Here is a 20,416-nt window from a genome sequence, read left to right as displayed (position 1 = left end):
ACTGAATACGTGACCGGCCCCGCACTTTTTCTTTCCTTTGTCCTGAAACGCGTTTAACCCTCGCTTTTATTCCCCTTTCCAGACAATGAATTGTGATGATTTCCACATTTCATTTTTGCCTCCTGCGCCAAAACGTGACCCCCATCAAAAGCGCTTTATACCAGCGCATTCAGGCGTGATGACCTTCACTCTTCGCTCAAAATCCGCAGAAACGGCCCGCGAGCCGGGGGATAAAACCGCGTGTAATGCCTGTCACTTAACAGCTGACAGGTACCAACATGAAGCTCTCGTTAGAACAACTCGACCTCGACCGCAGCGGTCTGACTTCCGTTACCACTGCGCTGCAGAGCCTGATCGATACCATCGACCAGGCCGGGGGTGGCACGCTGGTGGTGACGCCGGGGATCTGGCTGACGGGCACGCTGGTGTTACCGTCCAACTTCACCCTGCATCTGGAGGCGGGCGCGCATCTGCTGGCCAGCCCCCACGAAGCCGACTATCTGGCCGCCGAAACCCAAAGCATGGCCGAGCAATCAAGGATGGCGCTGCTCTACGCCCGGGACGCGCATCACCTGACCCTGAGCGGCGCAGGCTGCATCGACGGCAATGCCAGCGCCTGGTTTGCCCCGCATCCGGACGCCCAGGGCTACCGCCAGCCGAAAACCCGTCGTCCGCGGATGCTGGTGCTGGAAGGGTGCCAGCAGGTGCGGATCCGCGATATCACCTTGTGTGACGCGCCGATGTGGACCGCGCACCTGGTCAGCTGCAACCATGTGTTCATCAACAACATCACCATCGATAACGATCTCACCCTCTCCAATACCGATGCCCTGGATATCGACAGCTGCCAGCACGTCCACCTCAGCGACAGCTATTTCAGCGCCGCCGATGACGGTATCTGCCTGAAAACCACCGCCAAAGCCGCGGAACTACAGCAGCCGATCGAGAACGTGACGGTCAACAACTGCATCATCCGCTCGAAGAGCTGCGCCATCAAAGTCGGGACCGAGACCTTCGCTGATATCCGTAACCTGGTGGTCAGCAACTGCATCATCTTCGAATCCAACCGCGCTATCGGCCTGGTCTCCCGGGATGGCGGCCAGTTCAGCCAGATGCTGTTCAGCAACATCATTTTCGACTGCCAGCACGGGGACCCCTGCCACTGGGGCAAAGCCGATCCGGTCTTTATCTCCGTCCGCCATCGCGCCCCGGATATTCAGCCGGGGGCGATAAGCCAGATCACCTTCTCGAATCTCAGCGGCAGCGGGGAAGGGGCCATCAACCTGCACAGTGATATCCCCGGCGCTCTCCACGACATCACCTTTAACGGCCTGAACTTCGCCCAGCGCCTGAGCGCCAGCGACGAGCAGGGCTGCTATGACCTGCGCCCGCCCTGCAACCCGCAACGTCCGACCGGGATGGGGCGGGATAACGCATATCTCGTCAACCCACACACCGGCCGCGCCCACGGGGTGGAGCCTTATCCGCACGGCCTGCCCGGGCTGTATGCCGCAGGGATTGAGGGATTACAGCTGCACGCTATCCAGATCACCCGTCCGCAGCCGTTACCCGCGGTCTGGGATGAAGAGAGCATCCGTATCGACCCGGCAAATTCAGGGGAACAAAAATGATAAAAAAAGTGCGAGAAATAAAACTGCGTAACTATGTCTGTTACGGACTGGCGGACGTGATTGGCTCCGGTGCCTTTACGCTGGTCAGCGCCTGGCTGCTGTTTTTCTTAACCACCTTCTGCGGGCTAACGCCGATTCAGGCCGGCTCGCTGTTTGCGGTGGCGCGTATTGTCGATGTGATCATGTGTCCGGTCATCGGTTACATTTCCGATAACTTCCATAAGACCGCGCTCGGCCGTCGTTTTGGCCGCCGCCGCTTCTTCCTGCTGGCCAGCATCCCGCTGGTGTCGGTCTACAGCCTGCTGTGGGTGGAGGGCTTCAGCTACTGGATGTACCTGCTGTTCTACATCCTGTTTGAGATCGTCTACACCATGATCATCATCCCTTACGACACCCTGTCGGCAGAGATGACCTCCGACTTTAAAAAGCGTTCTAAGCTGACCAGCGCCCGTATGTACATTGCCCAGTTGGCCGGTTTTGCCGCCGCCTTCCTGCCGGGCCGCCTGGTAGCCTACTTCGGTCCCGAATCCTCAGACTCGTTCTTCTACACCGGGGCTATCTTTACCGTCTCGTTCATGATCGTGCTCTTCTTTGTCTACTTCGGCACCTGGGAGCGCTCGCTGGAGGAGATCCAGCAGAGCGAAGTCCATGACGCAGAGGAGGCGAAAGAGCCCCTGGCGACCCGGGTGTACCACATCTACTACGACTTCGTCTCGACCCTGAAAATCAAAACCTTCCGCTCACACCTTGGGATGTACCTCGGCGGCTCGGTGGCGCAGGATATTTTCAACTCGGTCTTTACCTATTTCGTGGTCTTTGCCCTGATGACCTCCTCGGTGATGGCCTCTAATCTGCTCGGCGTCATCAACGCATTGCAGTTCTTTGGCGTCGGGATCGCCACCTGGCTGACCCTGCGTTATTCCCCGTCCCGCGCCTTTGCCACCCAGGCGTCGATGGCGCTGGTGGCTTTCGCGTTGCTGGTGTCGGCGTACTTCCACCAGACCGGCGGGATGGTGCTGCTGTATGTCGGGGCGGCGATTGCCGGTCTGGCGCGCGGCGGGATCTACGCCATTCCGTGGAACAACTACACCTTCGTGGCGGACGTGGACGAGATCCTCACCTGCCAGCGTCGGGAGGGGATCTTCGCCGGGTTTATGAGCCTGCTGCGTAAAGCCTCGCAGGCGTTGTCGATTTTCCTCGTCGGTGTGGCCTTGCAGATGTCGGGTTTTGTCTCCGGGCAGGCCGCCCAGCCGCAGTCGGCCATCAACATGATCATGGTGATCATGATTGTGCTCCCGGTGATCCTTACTATCTGGGGGATCTGGTCTGCCTTCCAGTTCCGCGTCAACAGCCGGACCCACGCCATTCTTAACGAAGAGGTGGCGCGCCTGAAGCAGGGCGGCAGCAAAGCCAGCGTCAGCGCCGAAAACCGTCAGGTCATCGAGAGTCTGACCGGCATGCCGTACGAGCACTGCTGGGGCGAGAACAGCGTCGGCTACCTCAACCGTAAACGGATGCTGGCGCGTCACGCCTCCCCGCAATTGAAAAATGCATAATCCTCAACCAGCACCGGGCCTCGTGCCCGGTCCGTTAAGACCACACAGATGACAGAACACAGCGTATTCATACAGCAAGGGATCTGGGCCCGGCTGGGGCTGCCCCGGGAGTTGAGCTGGGGCTTTATCGGCATTTTCCTGTTTATTACCGGCGCCACTATTGAGCAAAGCTGGCTGGCCTCGATGCTGCAAAACCGCGGCTATGACGCCTTCCACATTAGTCTGCTTTCGTCGGTGTTTGGCCTGGGTGTGGCGGCCGTCTCCTGGTTCTCGGGAATTGGTGCCGGAGTATTGGGCCTGCGTCGCCTGATGTGGGCCGCGACGGCGGTCTACTTTCTCGGCTCGATTCCATTTATCGGCTATGCCCTGCCGCAGGGCAACTACCCGCTGATGGTGGCCAGTTACGCCCTGCGCGGCGTGGCTTACCCGCTGTTTGCCTACTCCTTCCTGGTGTGGATCAACCAGCGCTGCGAGCCGCGGATCCTCGGCCGGGCAGTCTCCTGGTTCTGGATCGCCTTTGGCGTGGGGATGACCATCGTCGGGCCCTGGTACTCCAGCCTGATGCTGCCTGAAGTCGGCGAAACTGCCACCCTGCTGAGCGGCTTTGTCTTTGTGGTGCTCGGGGCTTTTTGCGCCCTGGTGCTCAATCGCGATCGCCCGCAGGCGGAGCAGGGGGGCAGCATTGGGGCGGCGCTGGCTGAAGGCATCATGGTGATGATTCGTGAACCGAAAATGCGTCTGGGGGTGATCGTCAAAACCATCAACGACATCGGCAAGTTCTAGCTGGTGATCCTGATGCCGGTCTACCTTCCGCGCTTTGGCTTCAGCATTGCACAGTGGCTTACCGTCTGGGGGCTGGTGAACCTGGTTAACATCTTCGCCAGCTACTTCTTTGGCTGGCTGGGGGACACCATCGGCTGGCGCAACACCGTGGTCTGGTTCTCCGGCACCCTGTGCGGGCTGGCGATGCTGGCGGTGTGTTACGCCCCGGTACTGTTTGGCGACAGCGAAACGGCGCTGTTCTGCGCGCTGGCGCTTTATGCCATCGGGCTGGGGGCGTTCGGACCGCTCAGCGCCCTGATCCCATCGTTATTACCGGATAACAAAGGCGCGGCCATCTCCTGCCTTAATCTGGGCTCCGGCCTGAGCAACTTTGTCGGCCCGCTGATTGTCACCCTGGGCGTGGCCCCGCTCGGCGTGGAAGGGACGCTGTGGGTGATTGCCATTCTGTACTTTGCCGCCAGCGTACTTACCCTTCCGTTAAAACTGCCGGACCAGGGCTAAAACCTCGCTTTTCGACTACGCTTTTCTCTCAAGCCTCTGAAAAAGGCGGCAAAATCATGAGGAAAGTGGAATGACTATCTTAAAGGGGATTGTTGGCTCAACGGCGCTGCTGGCGGCGTTGAGCCTGCCTTTGCAGGCCGCAGAGCCGGTAAAGGTCGGGTCAAAAATTGATACGGAAGGCGCGCTGCTCGGCAATATCATTTTGCAGGTGCTGGAGAGTCACGGCGTAAAAACCGTCAATAAAGTGCAGCTCGGCACCACCCCGGTGGTACGCGGAGCTATCACCTCCGGCGAGCTGGATATTTACCCGGAATATACCGGCAACGGGGCCTTCTTCTTCAAAGATGAAAACGACCCGGCATGGAAAAATGCCAGCGCCGGGTATGAGAAAGTCAAAAAGCTCGATGCTGAACAGAACAAGCTGATATGGCTCACACCGGCACCGGCCAACAACACCTGGACCATCGCGGTGCGTAAGGACGTGGCGGAGAAAGGCAAGCTCACCTCCCTCGACGATCTCAGCCGCTATCTGAAAGAGAAGGGCGATTTCAAACTTGCCGCCTCGGCGGAATTTATCGAGCGCCCGGACGCCCTGCCAGCCTTTGAAAAAGCCTACGACTTCAAGCTGGACCAAAGCCAGCTCCTCTCCCTGGCGGGCGGTGATACGGCGGTGACCATCAAAGCGGCGGCCCAGCAAACCTCGGGCGTGAATGCGGCGATGGCCTACGGTACCGACGGTCCGGTTGCGGCGCTGGGTCTGCAAACCCTGACCGATCCGAAGGGTGTTCAGCCGATCTATGCTCCGACGCCAGTGGTGCGCGAAGCGGTGCTGAAGGCCTACCCGGAGCTGGATGCCTGGCTGAAGCCAGTATTTGAAACCCTGGATGAGAAAACCCTGCAACAGCTGAATGCCAGCATTGCAGTGGAAGGGCTGGATGCCAAAAAAGTGGCGGCAGATTACCTGAAGCAGAAAGGGCTGGTGAAGTAGCCCCAGGACAGTTCAGTGCCGATAAGATGTCATAACCGCGTCCTGCTGCTGCTGGCTGTCATAGCCCTGGCCGCAGGCGCGTTACCTTTCGTTAATTTCGCCCCTAACCGGCTGGTGTCCGGAGAGGGGCGTGCCCTCTGGCAGGTGTGGTCGTTTTCCCCTGCGCTGCTGCTGTTACCGCTGGGCCTGCTGCTGGGGTTAACCCTGGCCCGCGGGCGATGGGCGTTAGTGGCGACGCTGGTGGTGTGCGAACTGCTGTTCGCCGGGCTGGTCTGGAGTGCCGGGCTGGCGGCGTCGCATCTCGCCACCGCGGAGAGCCCGCTGGCGCGTACCGCGGTGGGCAGCGGCCTGTGGCTATGGCTGGCGCTCTGCCTGCTGGCCTGCAGCGATGCCATTCGCCGGCTCAGCCCGCAGCCGATCTGGCGCTGGCTGCTGCAGGTGCAAATCTGGATCCTGCCGCTGGGGCTGTTATTCAGCGGCGAACTCCATTCTCTCTCCCTGCTGAAAGAGTATGCCAACCGCGAGGATATTTTTAACGCTGCCCTCGCCCAGCATCTGACCCTGCTGGCAGGAACCCTGGTGCCGGCGCTGCTGGTCGGGGTGCCGCTGGGGATGCTCTGTTATCGTCGTCCGACGACGCAGGGGCCGGTGTTTGCGGTGCTGAACGTGATTCAGACCGTGCCGTCCGTGGCGCTGTTCGGCCTGCTGATTGCCCCTCTGGCCGGGCTGACCCGCGCCTGGCCGTGGCTGTCGTCGCTAGGGATTGCCGGGACCGGCATGACCCCGGCGCTGATCGCGTTAGTGCTCTATGCCCTGCTGCCGCTGGCACGCGGGGTGCTGGCGGGGCTCAGCCAGGTGCCAGCCGAGGTGCTGGAGAGCGCCGACGCGATGGGGATGAACACCCGTCAGCGTTTCTGGCAGATACAGCTTCCGCTGGCGCTGCCGGTGCTGCTGCGTGGCCTGCGGGTGGTGGCAGTACAGACGGTGGGGATGGCGGTGATTGCGGCATTAATCGGCGCGGGAGGATTCGGGGCGCTGGTGTTCCAGGGCCTGCTGAGCAGCGCGCTGGATCTGGTCCTGCTGGGGGTGATCCCGACTATCGTCCTGGCGGTGGTGGTGGATGCGTTGTTTGCCCTGTGGATCGCCCTGTTGGGAAGGAAGACCAATGATTGAATTTCATGATGTAAATAAAACCTTTGCCGGGGAGCCGGCGGTCAGCGATCTGAACCTGACCTTTGCCGAAGGGGCTTTTTCGGTGCTGATTGGCACCTCGGGGTCGGGCAAATCGACCACCCTGAAGATGATCAACCGGCTGGTGGAGCACGACAGCGGCCTGATCCGCTTTGCCGGAGAGGAGATCCGCAGCCTGCCGGTACTGGAGCTGCGTCGCCGGATGGGCTACGCCATTCAGTCCATCGGGCTGTTTCCGCACTGGACGGTGGCGCGCAACATCGCCACCGTGCCGCAGCTGCAAAAATGGTCCCGGCAAAAAATCGACGATCGGGTGGATGAGCTGATGGCCCTGCTGGGGCTGGATCCGGTGCTGCGCGAGCGGTTCCCGCATCAGCTCTCCGGTGGTCAGCAGCAGCGGGTAGGGGTGGCGCGTGCGCTGGCCGCTAACCCGGAGGTGCTGCTGATGGATGAACCCTTTGGCGCCCTCGATCCGGTGACCCGCAGCGCCCTGCAGCTGGAGATGACCCGCATCCACCGCATCCTGGGCCGCACCATTATTCTGGTCACCCACGATATCGACGAAGCCCTGCGGCTGGCGGACCATCTGGTTTTGATGGATAACGGCAGAGTGGTGCAGCAGGGGACGCCGTTGAGGCTGCTGACCCAGCCCGCGAATAGTTTCGTGCGCGAGTTTTTTGGCCGCAGCGAGCTGGGCGTGCGCCTGCTGTCGCTGCGCACGGTGGGCGAGTCGATGCGGCGGGAGATCGCCGTCAGTCAGGTCAGTCCACTGCGGGCCTCCATGAGCCTGCGCGATGCGCTCTCGGCTTTTGTCAGCAGCGGCAGCGAAAGCCTGCCGGTGGTGGACGACGAGGATCGCCCGTGCGGCACCCTCTGGTTCCGCGATCTGCTCAATCAGGAGGCGGCGCATGACGTGGTTACGTGATCCGCTCCCGTGGCTGGTGGCCCTGTTCGTGGCGCTCCTCTTGTGGATGCCCCACAGCGGGCCGCTATTCAGCGCCCTGTTCCCGGAGCTGCCGCGCCCGGTCTATCAGCAGGAGAGCTTCGTTAGCCTGACGCTGTCCCACTTCTGGTTGGTGGGTGCCTCAAGCCTGATCGCGATTGTGCTGGGAGCCGGAGCCGGGATCGCCGTCACCCGCCCGGCCGGGCGTGAGTTTCGCCCGCTGGTGGAGACCATCGCCGCGGTCGGACAGACTTTTCCGCCGGTGGCGGTACTGGCGATTGCGGTGCCGGTGATGGGATTTGGACAGCAGCCCGCGATTATCGCGCTGATCCTTTACGGAGTACTGCCGATTCTGCAGGCGACGCTGGCGGGGCTGGCGTCAGTGCCCGCAGCGGCCATCAGCGTGGCGGAAGGGATGGGGATGAGCGGTTGGCAGCGTCTGCGCAACGTGGAGTTGCCGCTCGCCGCGCCGGTTATGCTGGCCGGGATCCGCACCTCGGTGATTATCAATATCGGTACGGCGGCCATTGCCTCCACGGTGGGGGCCAACACGCTGGGGACGCCGATTATTATCGGCTTAAGCGGGTTTAATACGGCCTATATTATCCAGGGGGCGCTGCTGGTGGCGCTGGCGGCGATTGTGGTGGATCGTGCCTTTGAGCGGCTGGCTAAGCGCCTCAGCCGACACCGCCACGGACAATAAACGAATACCCTGCCAGCATCACGCCGCCAATACCGCTAACGGCCATGAGAATGAACAGGGTGATAACCGCGACTTTGGTTGCCTTCATAATGTGCTCCTGATGTTAACAGAGCGATTATACGGTGAAGCACGGCTGTTAATGAACCATTAATTGCCTTTCAGCGGGAACACGGGATAGCCATGCGCCTGCCACTGCGTAAGCTGTTGCTTCTGCGCTGCGGTAGGGGACTCGCCGCACCAGACCAACAGCGTCTGCCCGTCGAACAGCTCCGGGCGCAGCTGCACCAGCGAGTGCGCCAGCACGTCGACGCGCCAGCCCTCCTGCGCGGCTATCCACGCCTCCAGCCAAAGGCGGGTGGTATCCTGCACATTCCAGCCCACAACCAGCGCATCCTTGCTGTTCTTCTTTCGCGCGGTGGCCAGACAGATGCAGATGTAGTTGATCAATACCCCGTCCAGCGCACTCAGCAGCGCCTGCAGCGTGGGCTGCTGGGACTGGAGTCGGCGGCGTAACGGGACGAACAGGTGCGAAATTAAGGTTTGCGCCGGGTATTCGCTGCCGCGCTCCTTGAGCCACACGCGCAGGCGATGCAGATGGCCGGATTGCAGATAACGCAGCAGCACCTCCTGCTGTTCGCGCCAGATGTCCTGCTCCTCCTGGCCCTCCGGGCTCAGTAGCGTCTTGACCTTGCCGACCTGCACGCCGTTATCAATCCAGCCCTTGATCTCCCGGATGCGATCGATATCTGCATCGGTAAACAGCCGGTGCCCGCCGTCGGTTCGCTGTGGTTTGAGTAGTCCGTAACGTCGTTGCCATGCGCGTAACGTTACAGGGTTGATATCACACAGGAGTGCCACTTCCCCAATCGTGTAGAGCGCCATGTTTTCCCCCGGCTTGCACATGCCCAGATTAACTGTAGACGCAGTTTGCTGAACCAGGAAGGATTGCTCTTTTTTTGCACTATTAATATGAATTTCGGAATACGTTGAGTAAAAGGTGTGATGCCTGACACGAAAACACATTTTTATCCGCGTGCTGCCAGGCAAGTTAAGACGCTTCAGTGTATGTTACGCGGTTTTAGCGTTGTGGTTTGTGGGCATGTACGAATTTAATCTGGTGTTGCTGCTGCTTCAGCAGATGTGTGTGTTTCTGGTCATCGCGTGGCTGATGAGTAAAACACGCCTGTTTATCCCCCTGATGCAGGTCACCGTCCGCCTGCCGCACAAGCTGCTCTGCTACGTTACCTTCTCCATCTTCTGCATCCTTGGCACCTATCTCGGCCTGCACATTGAAGACTCCATTGCCAACACCCGGGCGATTGGCGCGGTGATGGGCGGCCTGCTCGGCGGCCCGGTGGTCGGCGGGCTGGTGGGCCTGACCGGGGGGCTGCACCGCTATTCGATGGGCGGAATGACAGCGCTGAGCTGTATGATCTCGACCATCGTCGAAGGGCTGCTCGGCGGCCTGGTCCACAGCGTGATGGTCCGGCGCGGTCGCCCTGATAAAGTCTTTAGTCCGCTCACGGCGGGGATGGTCACCCTGGTTGCCGAGCTGGTGCAGATGCTGATCATTTTACTCATCGCCCGCCCGTTCGAGGATGCCCTGCATCTGGTCGGCAGCATTGCCGCGCCGATGATGGTCACTAACACGGTGGGCGCCGCGCTGTTTATGCGCATTCTGCTCGACAAGCGGGCGATGTTTGAAAAGTACACCTCCGCCTTCTCGGCCACCGCGCTGAAGGTCGCAGCCTCGACGGAGGGGATCCTGCGCCAGGGCTTTAACGAAGAGAACAGCATGAAGGTGGCCCAGGTCCTGCATCAGGAGCTGGATATCAGCGCCGTCGCCATTACCGATCGCGAAAAACTGCTGGCCTTTACCGGCACCGGGGACGATCACCACCTGCCCGGGAGACCGATTTCGTCCCCCTATACGCTTCGCGCGATTGAGACCGGTGAGGTAGTCTACGCCGACGGTAACGAAGTGCCGTACCGCTGCTCGCTGCACCCGCAGTGCAAGCTGGGCTCAACACTGGTGATCCCGTTGCGCGGCGAAAATCAGCGGGTGATGGGCACCATTAAGCTGTACGAAGCGAAAAACCGCCTGTTCAGCTCCATCAACCGAACCCTGGGGGAGGGGATTGCCCAGCTGCTGTCGGCGCAAATCCTTGCCGGACAGTACGAGCGGCAGAAGGCGCTGCTGACCCAGTCTGAAATCAAGCTCCTGCACGCTCAGGTCAACCCGCATTTTCTGTTTAATGCCCTGAACACCCTGAAGGCGGTGATCCGCCGGGACAGCGAACAGGCAACGCAGCTGGTGCAGTTTCTCTCGACCTTTTTCCGCAAGAACCTGAAGCGGCCGTCGGAGATTGTCACCCTGGCCGATGAGATCGAACATGTGAACGCTTATCTGCAAATTGAGCAGGCACGGTTTCAGTCGCGCCTGCATGTCACGCTCTCGGTGCCGGATGAACTGGCCTGGCAGCAGCTGCCGGCCTTTACCCTGCAGCCGATCGTCGAGAATGCGATTAAGCACGGCACCTCACAGCTGCTGGGCACCGGAGAAATTGCCATCACCGCCAGCCGCTTTAACCGCTATCTGGTGCTGGATATTGAAGATAACGCCGGGCTCTATACCTCAACTACCGAGGGCGGCGGCCTGGGGATGGGGCTGGTGGATAAACGCCTGCGCGCCCATTTTGGTGAGGATTGCGGTATTACCGTTGTCTGCGAGCCGGACTGCTTTACCCGCATAACCTTAAGACTGCCTCTGGAGGAGCACGCATGATGAATGTGCTGATTGTCGATGATGAGCCTTTGGCGCGGGAAAACCTGCGGTTTTTGCTGCAGGAGCAGAGTGATATCGAGATTGTTGGCGAATGTTCCAACGCCATCGAAGCCATCGGCGCGGTGCATAAGCTGCGCCCGGACGTGCTGTTCCTGGATATCCAGATGCCGCGCATCAGCGGCCTGGAGATGGTAGGAATGCTCGACCCGGAGCATCGACCCTACATCGTGTTTCTCACTGCTTTTGACGAGTACGCGGTCAAAGCCTTTGAAGAGCACGCATTTGACTACCTGCTGAAACCCATCGAAGAGCAGCGGCTGGAAAAGACCCTAAACCGTCTGCGCCAGGAGCGCAACGTGCAGGACGTGTCCCTGCTGGCGGAACATCAGCAGCCGCTGAAGTTTATCCCCTGTACCGGCCACAGCCGCATTTATCTCCTGCAGATGGACGACGTGGCCTTCGTCAGCAGCCGGATGAGCGGGGTATTTGTCACCAGCGGTGAGGGCAAAGAGGGCTTTACCGAGCTGACCCTGCGCACTCTGGAGAGCCGCACGCCGCTGCTGCGCTGTCATCGCCAGTATCTTGTCAACATGGCGCACCTGAAAGAGATCCGCCTGGAGGAGAACGGGCAGGCGGAGCTGGTGCTGCGGGCCGGGCAGACGGTGCCGGTCAGCCGTCGCTATCTGAAAAGTTTGAAAGAGGCGATAGGGCTGTAAAACTGGTACACTGCGCGGCAGAGCATCATCGACAGTTAAAGGCACACATGATTAGCAATGACATTCTTCGTAGCCTGCGCTACACCCTGAAAGCAAACAATAACGACATGGTGCGCATTCTTGCGCTTTCCGATATGGAATCCACGTCGGCAGGTTTCGACACCTGGATGACCAAAGAAGATGAAGACGGGTTTGTTCGCTGCCCGGACATCATCCTGTCAGGTTTCCTGAACGGTCTGATCTACGACAAGCGCGGCAAAGATGAGTCCGCGCCTGAGCTGGCGCTGGAGCGTCGGGTGAACAACAACACGGTGCTGAAAAAGCTGCGCATCGCCTTTTCCCTGAAGACTGACGATATTCTGGCGATCATGACCGAGCAGAAATACCGCGTCTCAATGCCGGAAATCACCGCCATGATGCGCGCCCCGGATCATAAAAACTACCGCGAGTGCGGGGACCAGTTCCTGCGTAATTTCCTGCGCGGATTGACGCACCGGGTGCATCACCCGAAAGCGTGATGCGGCAGGGTGCGGCCTGATGCCCTCACCCCGACCCTCTCCCACGGGGAGAGGGAGAAAACAAAATGCTATAAAAAAAGCCGGATGATTAATCCGGCTTTTTTGTTATTTCACCTGCTGACCAGGCTTCGCGCCTTCATCAGGGCTTAACAGGAAGATGTCCTTCCCGCCAGGACCTGCGGCCATCACCATCCCTTCCGAGATGCCGAAGCGCATCTTGCGTGGGGCGAGGTTCGCCACCATCACTGTCTGACGACCAATCAGCACCTGCGGGTCCGGGTAAGCAGAACGGATGCCGGAGAAGACGTTGCGCTTCTCGCCGCCCAGGTCCAGGGTCAGACGCAGCAGCTTGTCAGAGCCTTCGACGAATTCCGCGTTCTCAATCAGCGCCACGCGCAGGTCAACTTTGGCGAAATCATCAAAAGTAATGGTCTCCTGAATCGGATCGTCCGCCAGCGGGCCGGTAACCGGTGCGGCTGCGGCTTTCACCTCTTCTTTCGACGCCTCAACCAGCGCTTCGACCTGCTTCATCTCAATGCGGTTGTACAGCGCCTTGAAGGCGTTCAGCTTGTGGCCGAGCAGCGGCTGGTTAATGCTGTCCCAGCTCAGTTCGGTGTTCAGGAACGCTTCGGTACGCGCGGCCAGCTGTGGCAGTACCGGCTTCAGATAGGACATCAGCACGCGGAACAGGTTGATACCCATGGAGCAGATCGCCTGCAGGTCGGCATCGCGGCCTTCCTGTTTGGCGACTACCCACGGCGCCTGCTCGTCAACGTAGCGGTTAGCCAGATCGGCCAGGGCCATGATCTCACGCACCGCTTTACCGAATTCACGGCTTTCCCAGGCTTCGCCAATCACGGTAGCCGCGTCGGTGAAGGTTTTGTACAGCGCCGGATCCGCCAGTTCAGCCGCCATTACGCCGTCAAAACGTTTGGCGATAAAGCCGGCGTTACGGGAGGCCAGGTTGACCACTTTATTGACGATGTCGGCGTTGACGCGCTGGACGAAATCTTCCAGGTTCAGGTCGATATCGTCGATACGGGAAGAGAGCTTCGCCGTGTAGTAGTAGCGCAGGCTGTCGGCATCAAAGTGGTTCAGCCAGGTGCTGGCCTTGATGAAGGTGCCGCGGGATTTGGACATCTTCGCGCCGTTCACCGTCACATAGCCGTGTACGAACAGGTTGGTAGGCTTGCGGAAACCGCTGCCTTCCAGCATTGCCGGCCAGAACAGGCTGTGGAAGTAGACGATGTCTTTGCCGATGAAGTGGTACAGTTCGGCGTCGGAATCTTTCTTCCAGTATTCCTCGAAGCTGGTGGTGTCGCCGCGTTTGTCGCACAGATTCTTGAAGGAACCCATGTAGCCGATTGGCGCATCCAGCCAGACGTAGAAGTATTTGCCCGGCGCGTTCGGGATTTCGAAGCCGAAGTAAGGCGCATCGCGGGAGATATCCCACTGCTGCAGGCCGGATTCAAACCACTCCTGCATTTTGTTCGCCACCTGCTCCTGCAGCGCGCCGCTGCGGGTCCACGCCTGCAGCATTTCGCTAAAGGACGGCAGGTCGAAGAAGAAGTGTTCGGAGTCACGCATCTCTGGCGTCGCACCGGATACCACGGATTTCGGCTCAATCAGCTCGGTCGGGCTGTAGGTCGCGCCGCACACTTCGCAGTTATCGCCATACTGATCCGGGGATTTACATTTCGGGCAGGTGCCTTTCACAAAACGGTCCGGCAGGAACATGCCTTTTTCCGGATCGTAGAGCTGAGAGATGGTGCGGTTTTTAATAAAACCGTTCTCTTTCAGACGGGTGTAGATCAGCTCCGACAGCTCACGGTTCTCGTCGCTGTGCGTGGAGTGATAGTTGTCGTAGCTGATGTCGAAGCCAGCAAAATCCGTCTGATGCTCCTGACTCATTTCAGTAATCATCTGTTCCGGGCTGATACCAAGCTGCTGAGCTTTCAGCATGATCGGCGTGCCGTGTGCGTCATCTGCACAGATGAAGTTAACCTGATGGCCGCGCATTCGCTGGTAACGGACCCAGACATCAGCCTGGATATGCTCCAGCATGTGGCCGAGGTGGATTGAGCCGTTTGCGTACGGCAGAGCGCACGTTACCAGAATTTTTTTCGCGACTTGAGTCATAGTGGACATTACTTCTTTGGTAGTGAAAAGGGCTTTGATAGTACCAAATGGGGCATTATTAAGTAAGCACAAACCATGGCCTTTCAGGTAAACTTGTTCAACAAAGCTCTTATCCACAATAACAAAAGGAGTCGGGATGAGTTCTCAATCCCAGGCCAAATCACCGGAAGCCTTGCGCGCAATGGTCGCCGGAACGCTGGCTAATTTTCAGCACCCCACCCTGAAGCACAATCTCACTGCTCTCAAGGCGTTGCATCACGTGGCGTGGCTGGATGATACCCTGCATGTTGAGCTGCAGATGCCGTTCGTCTGGAACAACGCGTTTGAGACGCTGAAAGAGCAAACCAGTGCTGAGTTGCTGCGCATCACCGGGGCGAAGGCCATTGACTGGAAATTGTCCCACGCTATCGCCACCCTGAAGCGGGTGAAAAACCAACCGGGCATCAACGGCGTGAAGAACATTATCGCCATCAGTTCCGGCAAGGGTGGGGTGGGCAAATCCTCCACCGCCGTGAACCTGGCGCTGGCGCTGGCTGCCGAAGGGGCGAAGGTCGGTATCCTCGATGCCGATATCTACGGGCCTTCCATTCCGAACATGCTGGGCGCCGAAAATCAACGTCCAACCTCGCCGGATGGCACCCATATGGCACCGATCATGGCTTACGGCCTGGCAACCAACTCGATTGGTTACCTGGTGACCGACGACAATGCCATGGTGTGGCGCGGGCCGATGGCCAGCAAAGCGCTGTTGCAGATGTTGCAGGAGACGATGTGGCCGGATCTTGATTATCTGGTGCTGGATATGCCTCCGGGTACCGGTGACATTCAGCTGACGCTGGCGCAAAACATCCCCGTTACCGGGGCGGTAGTGGTTACTACGCCGCAGGATATCGCGCTGATCGACGCCAAAAAGGGCATCGTGATGTTTGAGAAGGTTGAAGTGCCGGTGCTGGGCGTGGTCGAAAACATGAGCATGCATATCTGCAGTAACTGCGGTCATCATGAAGCGATCTTTGGCGCAGGCGGGGCAGAGAAGCTGGCGGCGCAGTATCACACCCAGCTGCTGGGGCAGATGCCGCTGCACATTACGCTGCGTGAAGATCTCGACAGCGGGAAGCCGACCGTGGTCAACCGTCCTGAAAGTGAGTTTGCTGAGATGTATCGCCAGCTGGCGGATCGCGTCGCGGCCCAGCTCTACTGGCAGGGGGAAGTGATCCCGGGCGATATCGCGTTCCGCGCGGTGTAACATTTGGGTGCGGCCTGATGCCCTCACCCCGGCCCTCTCCCACGGGAGAGGGTGCAAACACAAAAAACGGTCACCTCAGGGCGACCGTTTTACGTTTACCTTGCGATTAACGGTGGTAGAAGATATCGCCGTTATACGCTTTGTAGATCTTGCCGTCGGTATCACCCACCAGCACGTAGTTCTCACCCATATAGGTCCAGTGCGTGCCAGCTTGTGGTTCAGGCAGGTTGCGCAGCTTATATTGCTTGATGGTGTACTCGGGTGTCAGATACTGTGCCGGGGCGAAATCACCAATCTTAAATTTCGTAAAATCGGCTACAAACTCCTGTTCCTCATAGGCCTGGATGCCAGAGGGTGCCGCTGCGGCTTGTGGTGCAGCAAACGCCGCGCTCGCCAGTGACATCAGTACGCCCAGAAGTAGAATTTTACCTTTCGTCATTTTTTCTCCAGATTAACCGTGGCCATTACTCTTGGTCTGCTGATTCGTGACCGAGCAACAGATACTCTATTTTATGTTTTGCCGGCTGGCTGGGCTGGTAAAAAATGTAACAAATCAACACATCCTTGTACATGCCGGGCTGGTTCTAATTATTTTTATCGTGAATGCATTGTTATTTTACCTTTATATTTTCTATGTTTCCTTTTATAAAATCCGAAAGCCATCCCCAATGCCACTATAGTCGTGTTCCAGTTGTATTATTTTGTTTGTAGAATGCTTATGATAAAGCCTAATTTATTGGTGTTGTTTTTGCTTTCTCCTATCTAAAGAAGTTACCAGACAATCGTCAGCCCGGCTGGTGCATTTCTTTTGTCAGGTTATTTTATTGTAACTCTCTGATATTAATTAATATTTTAAATATTAATTACGTATATCTATTGCCGGGAGTTATCCAGGAATTAATGGGCTATTAACGTAATTCGTAGAGTATTATTAATTAATGACAATCCCACTCCGCACCGGCGCGGGTTTTTTGGCCGCTCTGTTATTAGCAGTCTGCACAATTACGCCCGGCCAACATATCAATACTTCTGGGAAAAATAACGTTGCTGTCGCCGACAGTTCGCTTGATTTGGATAAGAAAGTGGATGTCTGGCCGTTAACACCCTCCGTCATTGAACAGCTCCGCGGCGATCGTGAGAAATCTCAGTCAAATCCGAATCTGGACGAGGAATTAAAAAACTGGGAATACCGGATTGGCCCCGGGGATGTGCTGATGATCACCGTCTGGGATCACCCGGAACTCACCACGCCGGCCGGGCAGTATCGTAGCGCCAGCGATACCGGTAACTGGGTTGGTGCCGACGGCACGCTCTTTTATCCCTATGTCGGTAAGCTCCAGGTTGCAGGCAAGACCCTCGCTCAGGTGCGCCAGGAGATCACCGCCCGGCTGGACAGGGTGATTGAAAGCCCGCAGGTCGATGTCAGTATCGCGGCGTTCCGTTCGCAGAAAGCCTATGTCACTGGCGAAGTGGTCAAATCTGGCCAGCAGCCGATTACCAATATCCCCCTGACCATTATGGATGCGATCAATGCGGCGGGTGGGCTATCGGCCGATGCCGACTGGCGCAACGTGGTACTCACCCACGACGGCAAAGATACGCGAATTTCCCTCTACGCCCTGATGCAGCACGGCGATCTCACGCAAAACCGCCTGCTGTGGCCCGGGGATATTCTGTTTATCCCGCGCAATGATGCCCTGAAAGTCTTTGTCATGGGCGAGGTGGTGAAACAGAGCACCCTGAAGATGGATCGCAGCGGTATGACGCTGGCAGAAGCGTTGGCCAGTGCCGGTGGTCTGAATCAGGACATGGCCGATGCGACCGGCATCTTCGTCATCCGCTCCACCACCGGGAAAAGCCCGGACGGCAAAATTGCGCGCATCTGGCAGCTGAATGCCCGCGACGCGTCTGCCATGGTGCTCGGCACAGAGTTTCAACTCCAGCCCTACGATATCGTCTATGTGACGACGGCGCCGGTCTCTCGCTGGAACCGGGTGCTGACCCAGCTGGTGCCTACCATCAGCGGTGTACATGATCTGACGGAAACCGTGCGCTTTATTAAGTCGTGGCCTGAATAATGATCCAGTCCATTCTGGTGGTGTGTACTGGAAATATATGCCGCTCCCCGCTCGGGGAGCGGCTCTTACAGCAGCAGTTACCGGCATTATCCATCGCTTCGGCGGGCATTTGCGGTCTGGCCGGTCATCCGGCAGATCGCCATGCCCAGCAGATCGCGGCGATGTATGGCCTGTCGCTGGCAGATCACGTTGCCCGCCCGCTCACGGCGGCAATGATGCGGGAATACGATCTGATCCTCGCCATGGAGTCAGGGCAAATTAACCGGATTTCGCTCATCGCACCGGAGGCGCGTGGTAAGGCCTTGCTGTATGGGCAATGGCTAAGGGAACAGGAGATCCCCGATCCGTACGGTAAAGGCATGGAAGCCTTTGAATATGTTTTTCGCCTGCTTGGCGAAGCAAGTCAGGAATGGACTAACCGACTTACAGTAAAGGGATTACGGTCATGTCGTCGAAAAACGTGAATGCACAGGGTTATGCTGTTGATAATCAAGAGTTGGATCTGGCACGTCTTCTGGGGGAGTTAATTGATCATCGCGTGTGTATTCTTAGCGTCACGCTATTGTTTGCGCTCTGCGGGACGTTGTATGCGTTATTTGCATCGCCGGTCTATGTCGCAGATGCCATGGTGCAAGTCGAAAATAAGCAGCAGAACAGCATTCTCAAAACCTTAAACCAGCTGGCGCCGGAGCGGGCATCGGATTCCGGCGCCGAGATGCAACTGCTGAAATCGCGGATGATCCTCGGTGAAACCGTGGAGGCATTGCGCTTACGCGATGAGATAACCCAGGTTCGTCTGCCGGTTATCGGTAAGGCCTGGGCGAAGCTTACCGGACAACCTGCCGCCGCAGTGATCCTCGATAATCTGACGCTTCCGGCCACCCAAAGCATGACCCTTACCGCCGAAGAGAACGGGCACTACCTGCTGGAAGGGGAGGGCTTTAGCGCGCGCGGTACCGTAGGGACACCGCTGCAGCACGCCGGAGTAACGATCGCCGTTCGCGAATTGACGGCACCGGCAGGGACGCGTTTCAGACTGCGGCAGCACGCGCAGCTGGAAGCGATAAACGCTCTGAGCCGCCAGTTTAGCGTCACGGAGCAGGGCAAAGAGAGCGGTATCCTCTCGCTGAGCCTGACCGGGCAGGATCCTGCGCGCATCGCCACCGTGCTGAATCACATTGCGCAGAGCTATCTGCAACAGAACATTGCTCGTCAGGCTGCGCAGGACTCGCAGAGCCTTAGTTTCCTTCAACGCCAACTGCCACAGGTGCGCGGTGAGCTGGAGTTGGCTGAAGAGCGTCTGAACACCTACCGTAAGCAGCGCGATTCGGTGGATTTGACCCTCGAAGCCAAGTCGGTGCTGGAGCAGATCGTTAACGTCGATAATCAGCTGAATGAGCTGACCTTCCGCGAAGCCGAGATCTCCCAGCACTTTAAAAAGGACCATCCCACCTATCGGGCGCTGCGTGAAAAACGTCAGACGTTAGAGAGCGAGCGGGAGCGGCTGAACAAACGGGTAGGGACGATGCCGTCGACGCAGCAGGAGATCCTGCGCCTCAGCCGCGATGTCGATTCTGGCCGGGCGGTTTACCTGCAGCTGCTAACCCGACAGCAGGAGCTGAACATCTCCCGCTCCAGCACCATCGGTAACGTACGTATTATCGATTCGGCGGTAACGCAGCCTGCACCCATTAAGCCGCGCAAGGCGTTAATCGTGGTCATTGCGACCCTGTTTGGCTTCTTCGTCTCGACAGGCGGGGTGCTGGCGAGATCGGCACTGCGACGCGGGATCAACGCCCCTGAACAGCTGGAAAGTGAAGGGATTAGCGTCTATGCCACCTTGCCTCATTCGGAGTGGCTGCACGGTAAAACCCGGGTGGGCAACCGCTATTTCTTCCACTACTGCAGACGGCATAAAACCACCGATGTGCCTTTTTTACCGATCGACAGGCCGCTGGATAATTTTGTCGAAGCGGTGCGCGGGTTACGTACCAGCCTGCACTTCGCCATGATGGATGCCGAAAATAACATTCTGATGTTCAGTGGCCCGTCTCAGGACTGCGGCAAAACGCTGGTCAGCACCTCGCTGGCAGCGCTGGTGACCCAGGTCGATCAGCGGGTGCTGTTTATCGATGCCGATATGCGTAAAGGCTACGTGCACAATATTTTTGGCCTGCGCAATGATGCCGGCCTGTCGGACGTGCTGTCAGGTAAAGTGGCCTTCCCGCAGGCAATTCAGACTTACGCCAGCGGCCAGTTTGATGTGGTGACCTGCGGGCATTATCCGCCGAATCCGTCCGAGCTGCTTATGCACGACCGTTTCCGCGAGTTTATGGTCTGGGCCAGCGCGCAGTACGACATGGTGATTGTCGATACTCCGCCGATTCTGGCCGTTACGGATGCCGCGCTGGTGGGCCGGGTGGCAGCCACCACGCTGCTGGTGGCGCGGTTTAACGTTACCAGCGTCCGGGAGATGGAGGTCAGCCAGCGTCGCCTGCAGCAGATGGGGGTCAACATTAAAGGGGCAATCCTGAACGACGTCGTGAAGTCGGCGGCCAGCTATTATGCTTCGGGTTACGATGCTTACGGCTATTCCGCAGCGCAGAGCGCAAAGAATAAAGCGAGATAACGAGGGGAA

Annotated in this window: 19 protein-coding genes; 15 read left to right on the top strand and 4 right to left on the bottom strand. The window is 58.4% G+C overall.

Annotated elements, in window-relative coordinates:
• Nucleotides 1-278: 278 nt before the first annotated feature.
• The 8 genes from G7090_RS15415 to G7090_RS15385 all read left to right on the top strand — a co-directional run bounded on the left by G7090_RS15415 (nucleotide 279) and on the right by G7090_RS15385 (nucleotide 8,296).
• Entirely contained in the window at nucleotides 279-1,631 is a 1,353-nt protein-coding gene (locus tag G7090_RS15415; RefSeq protein WP_166182981.1) for a glycoside hydrolase family 28 protein, read from the top strand.
• The gene (locus G7090_RS15410; RefSeq protein ID WP_166182980.1) at nucleotides 1,628-3,187 is read left to right on the top strand and encodes an MFS transporter; all 1,560 of its coding nucleotides are present in this window, start codon (nucleotides 1,628-1,630) and stop codon (nucleotides 3,185-3,187) included. The genes G7090_RS15415 and G7090_RS15410 overlap by 4 nt, the downstream gene beginning before the upstream one ends.
• Nucleotides 3,188-3,235: 48 nt before the next feature.
• Nucleotides 3,236-3,970, top strand: coding sequence for an MFS transporter (locus G7090_RS23820; RefSeq protein WP_242685331.1), 735 nt, complete (start codon nucleotides 3,236-3,238; stop codon nucleotides 3,968-3,970).
• 12 nt (nucleotides 3,971-3,982) lie between these two features.
• A complete protein-coding gene (locus G7090_RS23815; protein ID WP_242685330.1) occupies nucleotides 3,983-4,471 on the top strand; it encodes an MFS transporter in 489 nt (162 codons plus the stop codon).
• Between the two features lie 70 nt (nucleotides 4,472-4,541).
• A complete protein-coding gene (locus G7090_RS15400) occupies nucleotides 4,542-5,459 on the top strand; it encodes an ABC transporter substrate-binding protein (protein WP_166182979.1) in 918 nt (305 codons plus the stop codon).
• A 15-nt stretch (nucleotides 5,460-5,474) separates the two neighbouring features.
• Entirely contained in the window at nucleotides 5,475-6,632 is a 1,158-nt protein-coding gene (locus tag G7090_RS15395) for an ABC transporter permease (protein ID WP_166182978.1), read from the top strand.
• A complete protein-coding gene (locus tag G7090_RS15390) occupies nucleotides 6,625-7,575 on the top strand; it encodes an ABC transporter ATP-binding protein (RefSeq protein WP_106995320.1) in 951 nt (316 codons plus the stop codon). The genes G7090_RS15395 and G7090_RS15390 overlap by 8 nt, the downstream gene beginning before the upstream one ends.
• The gene (locus G7090_RS15385; protein WP_166182977.1) at nucleotides 7,559-8,296 is read left to right on the top strand and encodes an ABC transporter permease; all 738 of its coding nucleotides are present in this window, start codon (nucleotides 7,559-7,561) and stop codon (nucleotides 8,294-8,296) included. Before G7090_RS15390 ends, G7090_RS15385 begins: the two co-directional genes overlap by 17 nt.
• Here the strand turns inward: G7090_RS15385 and G7090_RS15380 are convergent.
• Together G7090_RS15380 and mlrA are read right to left on the bottom strand one after the other, a co-directional pair.
• Nucleotides 8,271-8,384 carry a protein YohO gene (locus tag G7090_RS15380; protein WP_106995318.1) on the bottom strand — a complete coding sequence of 38 codons (114 nt, stop codon included), beginning with the start codon at nucleotides 8,382-8,384 and terminating at the stop codon, nucleotides 8,271-8,273. The genes G7090_RS15385 and G7090_RS15380 overlap by 26 nt on opposite strands.
• A gap of 59 nt (nucleotides 8,385-8,443) precedes the next feature.
• A complete protein-coding gene (gene mlrA, locus G7090_RS15375) occupies nucleotides 8,444-9,178 on the bottom strand; it encodes an HTH-type transcriptional regulator MlrA (RefSeq protein WP_106995317.1) in 735 nt (244 codons plus the stop codon).
• A gap of 217 nt (nucleotides 9,179-9,395) precedes the next feature.
• Between mlrA and G7090_RS15370 the strand changes: the two genes are divergently transcribed.
• From G7090_RS15370 to G7090_RS15360, 3 genes are read left to right on the top strand one after another with little or no spacing between them, the layout of a single operon-like run.
• Entirely contained in the window at nucleotides 9,396-11,081 is a 1,686-nt protein-coding gene (locus G7090_RS15370) for a sensor histidine kinase (RefSeq protein WP_166182976.1), read from the top strand.
• Complete coding sequence (gene btsR / locus G7090_RS15365) at nucleotides 11,078-11,797, top strand: two-component system response regulator BtsR (protein ID WP_166182975.1); 720 nt, start codon at nucleotides 11,078-11,080, stop codon at nucleotides 11,795-11,797. The genes G7090_RS15370 and btsR overlap by 4 nt, the downstream gene beginning before the upstream one ends.
• A 47-nt stretch (nucleotides 11,798-11,844) precedes the next feature.
• Complete coding sequence (locus G7090_RS15360; RefSeq protein WP_106995314.1) at nucleotides 11,845-12,315, top strand: DUF1456 family protein; 471 nt, start codon at nucleotides 11,845-11,847, stop codon at nucleotides 12,313-12,315.
• A 105-nt stretch (nucleotides 12,316-12,420) separates the two neighbouring features.
• On the opposite strand, the gene metG is transcribed toward G7090_RS15360, so the two are convergent.
• Nucleotides 12,421-14,454 (bottom strand): methionine--tRNA ligase, encoded by a 2,034-nt coding sequence (gene metG / locus G7090_RS15355; RefSeq protein ID WP_106995313.1) that lies wholly within the window; start codon nucleotides 14,452-14,454, stop codon nucleotides 12,421-12,423.
• Between the two features lie 136 nt (nucleotides 14,455-14,590).
• Between metG and apbC the strand changes: the two genes are divergently transcribed.
• Nucleotides 14,591-15,700 (top strand): iron-sulfur cluster carrier protein ApbC, encoded by a 1,110-nt coding sequence (gene apbC, locus G7090_RS15350; RefSeq protein WP_166182974.1) that lies wholly within the window; start codon nucleotides 14,591-14,593, stop codon nucleotides 15,698-15,700.
• A gap of 106 nt (nucleotides 15,701-15,806) precedes the next feature.
• On the opposite strand, the gene G7090_RS15345 is transcribed toward apbC, so the two are convergent.
• Nucleotides 15,807-16,139, bottom strand: a complete 333-nt coding sequence (locus tag G7090_RS15345) for an RcnB family protein (protein ID WP_032612537.1) — start codon at nucleotides 16,137-16,139, stop codon at nucleotides 15,807-15,809.
• Nucleotides 16,140-16,638: 499 nt separating this feature from the next.
• Between G7090_RS15345 and G7090_RS15340 the strand changes: the two genes are divergently transcribed.
• The 3 genes from G7090_RS15340 to G7090_RS15330 are packed head-to-tail and all read left to right on the top strand — an operon-like array spanning nucleotide 16,639 to nucleotide 20,407.
• Nucleotides 16,639-17,778, top strand: a complete 1,140-nt coding sequence (locus G7090_RS15340) for a polysaccharide export protein (protein ID WP_166182973.1) — start codon at nucleotides 16,639-16,641, stop codon at nucleotides 17,776-17,778.
• On the top strand, nucleotides 17,778-18,242 hold the full coding sequence (locus G7090_RS15335) for a protein tyrosine phosphatase (RefSeq protein ID WP_106995309.1): 465 nt from the start codon (nucleotides 17,778-17,780) through the stop codon (nucleotides 18,240-18,242). The genes G7090_RS15340 and G7090_RS15335 overlap by 1 nt, the downstream gene beginning before the upstream one ends.
• Nucleotides 18,224-20,407 (top strand): polysaccharide biosynthesis tyrosine autokinase, encoded by a 2,184-nt coding sequence (locus G7090_RS15330; protein WP_166182972.1) that lies wholly within the window; start codon nucleotides 18,224-18,226, stop codon nucleotides 20,405-20,407. Before G7090_RS15335 ends, G7090_RS15330 begins: the two co-directional genes overlap by 19 nt.
• The last annotated feature ends 9 nt before the right edge of the window (nucleotides 20,408-20,416 follow it).

Origin of the sequence: Leclercia sp. 29361, from assembly GCF_011290365.1 — a bacterium.
GTDB lineage: Bacteria > Pseudomonadota > Gammaproteobacteria > Enterobacterales > Enterobacteriaceae > Enterobacter > Enterobacter tamurae.
Note: the sequence above shows the minus strand (reverse complement) of the source record. Positions and strands in the feature narration are given on the sequence as shown.

Coding starts and splice junctions, on each gene's coding strand:
- G7090_RS15415 (WP_166182981.1), top strand. CDS start 279: ATGAAGCTCTCGTTAGAACAACTCGACCTCGACCGCAGCGGTCTGACT.
- G7090_RS15410 (WP_166182980.1), top strand. CDS start 1,628: ATGATAAAAAAAGTGCGAGAAATAAAACTGCGTAACTATGTCTGTTAC.
- G7090_RS23820 (WP_242685331.1), top strand. CDS start 3,236: ATGACAGAACACAGCGTATTCATACAGCAAGGGATCTGGGCCCGGCTG.
- G7090_RS23815 (WP_242685330.1), top strand. CDS start 3,983: ATGCCGGTCTACCTTCCGCGCTTTGGCTTCAGCATTGCACAGTGGCTT.
- G7090_RS15400 (WP_166182979.1), top strand. CDS start 4,542: ATGACTATCTTAAAGGGGATTGTTGGCTCAACGGCGCTGCTGGCGGCG.
- G7090_RS15390 (WP_106995320.1), top strand. CDS start 6,625: ATGATTGAATTTCATGATGTAAATAAAACCTTTGCCGGGGAGCCGGCG.
- G7090_RS15385 (WP_166182977.1), top strand. CDS start 7,559: ATGACGTGGTTACGTGATCCGCTCCCGTGGCTGGTGGCCCTGTTCGTG.
- G7090_RS15380 (WP_106995318.1), bottom strand. CDS start 8,384: ATGAAGGCAACCAAAGTCGCGGTTATCACCCTGTTCATTCTCATGGCC.
- mlrA (WP_106995317.1), bottom strand. CDS start 9,178: ATGGCGCTCTACACGATTGGGGAAGTGGCACTCCTGTGTGATATCAAC.
- G7090_RS15370 (WP_166182976.1), top strand. CDS start 9,396: ATGTACGAATTTAATCTGGTGTTGCTGCTGCTTCAGCAGATGTGTGTG.
- btsR (WP_166182975.1), top strand. CDS start 11,078: ATGATGAATGTGCTGATTGTCGATGATGAGCCTTTGGCGCGGGAAAAC.
- G7090_RS15360 (WP_106995314.1), top strand. CDS start 11,845: ATGATTAGCAATGACATTCTTCGTAGCCTGCGCTACACCCTGAAAGCA.
- metG (WP_106995313.1), bottom strand. CDS start 14,454: ATGACTCAAGTCGCGAAAAAAATTCTGGTAACGTGCGCTCTGCCGTAC.
- apbC (WP_166182974.1), top strand. CDS start 14,591: ATGAGTTCTCAATCCCAGGCCAAATCACCGGAAGCCTTGCGCGCAATG.
- G7090_RS15345 (WP_032612537.1), bottom strand. CDS start 16,139: ATGACGAAAGGTAAAATTCTACTTCTGGGCGTACTGATGTCACTGGCG.
- G7090_RS15340 (WP_166182973.1), top strand. CDS start 16,639: ATGACAATCCCACTCCGCACCGGCGCGGGTTTTTTGGCCGCTCTGTTA.
- G7090_RS15335 (WP_106995309.1), top strand. CDS start 17,778: ATGATCCAGTCCATTCTGGTGGTGTGTACTGGAAATATATGCCGCTCC.
- G7090_RS15330 (WP_166182972.1), top strand. CDS start 18,224: ATGTCGTCGAAAAACGTGAATGCACAGGGTTATGCTGTTGATAATCAA.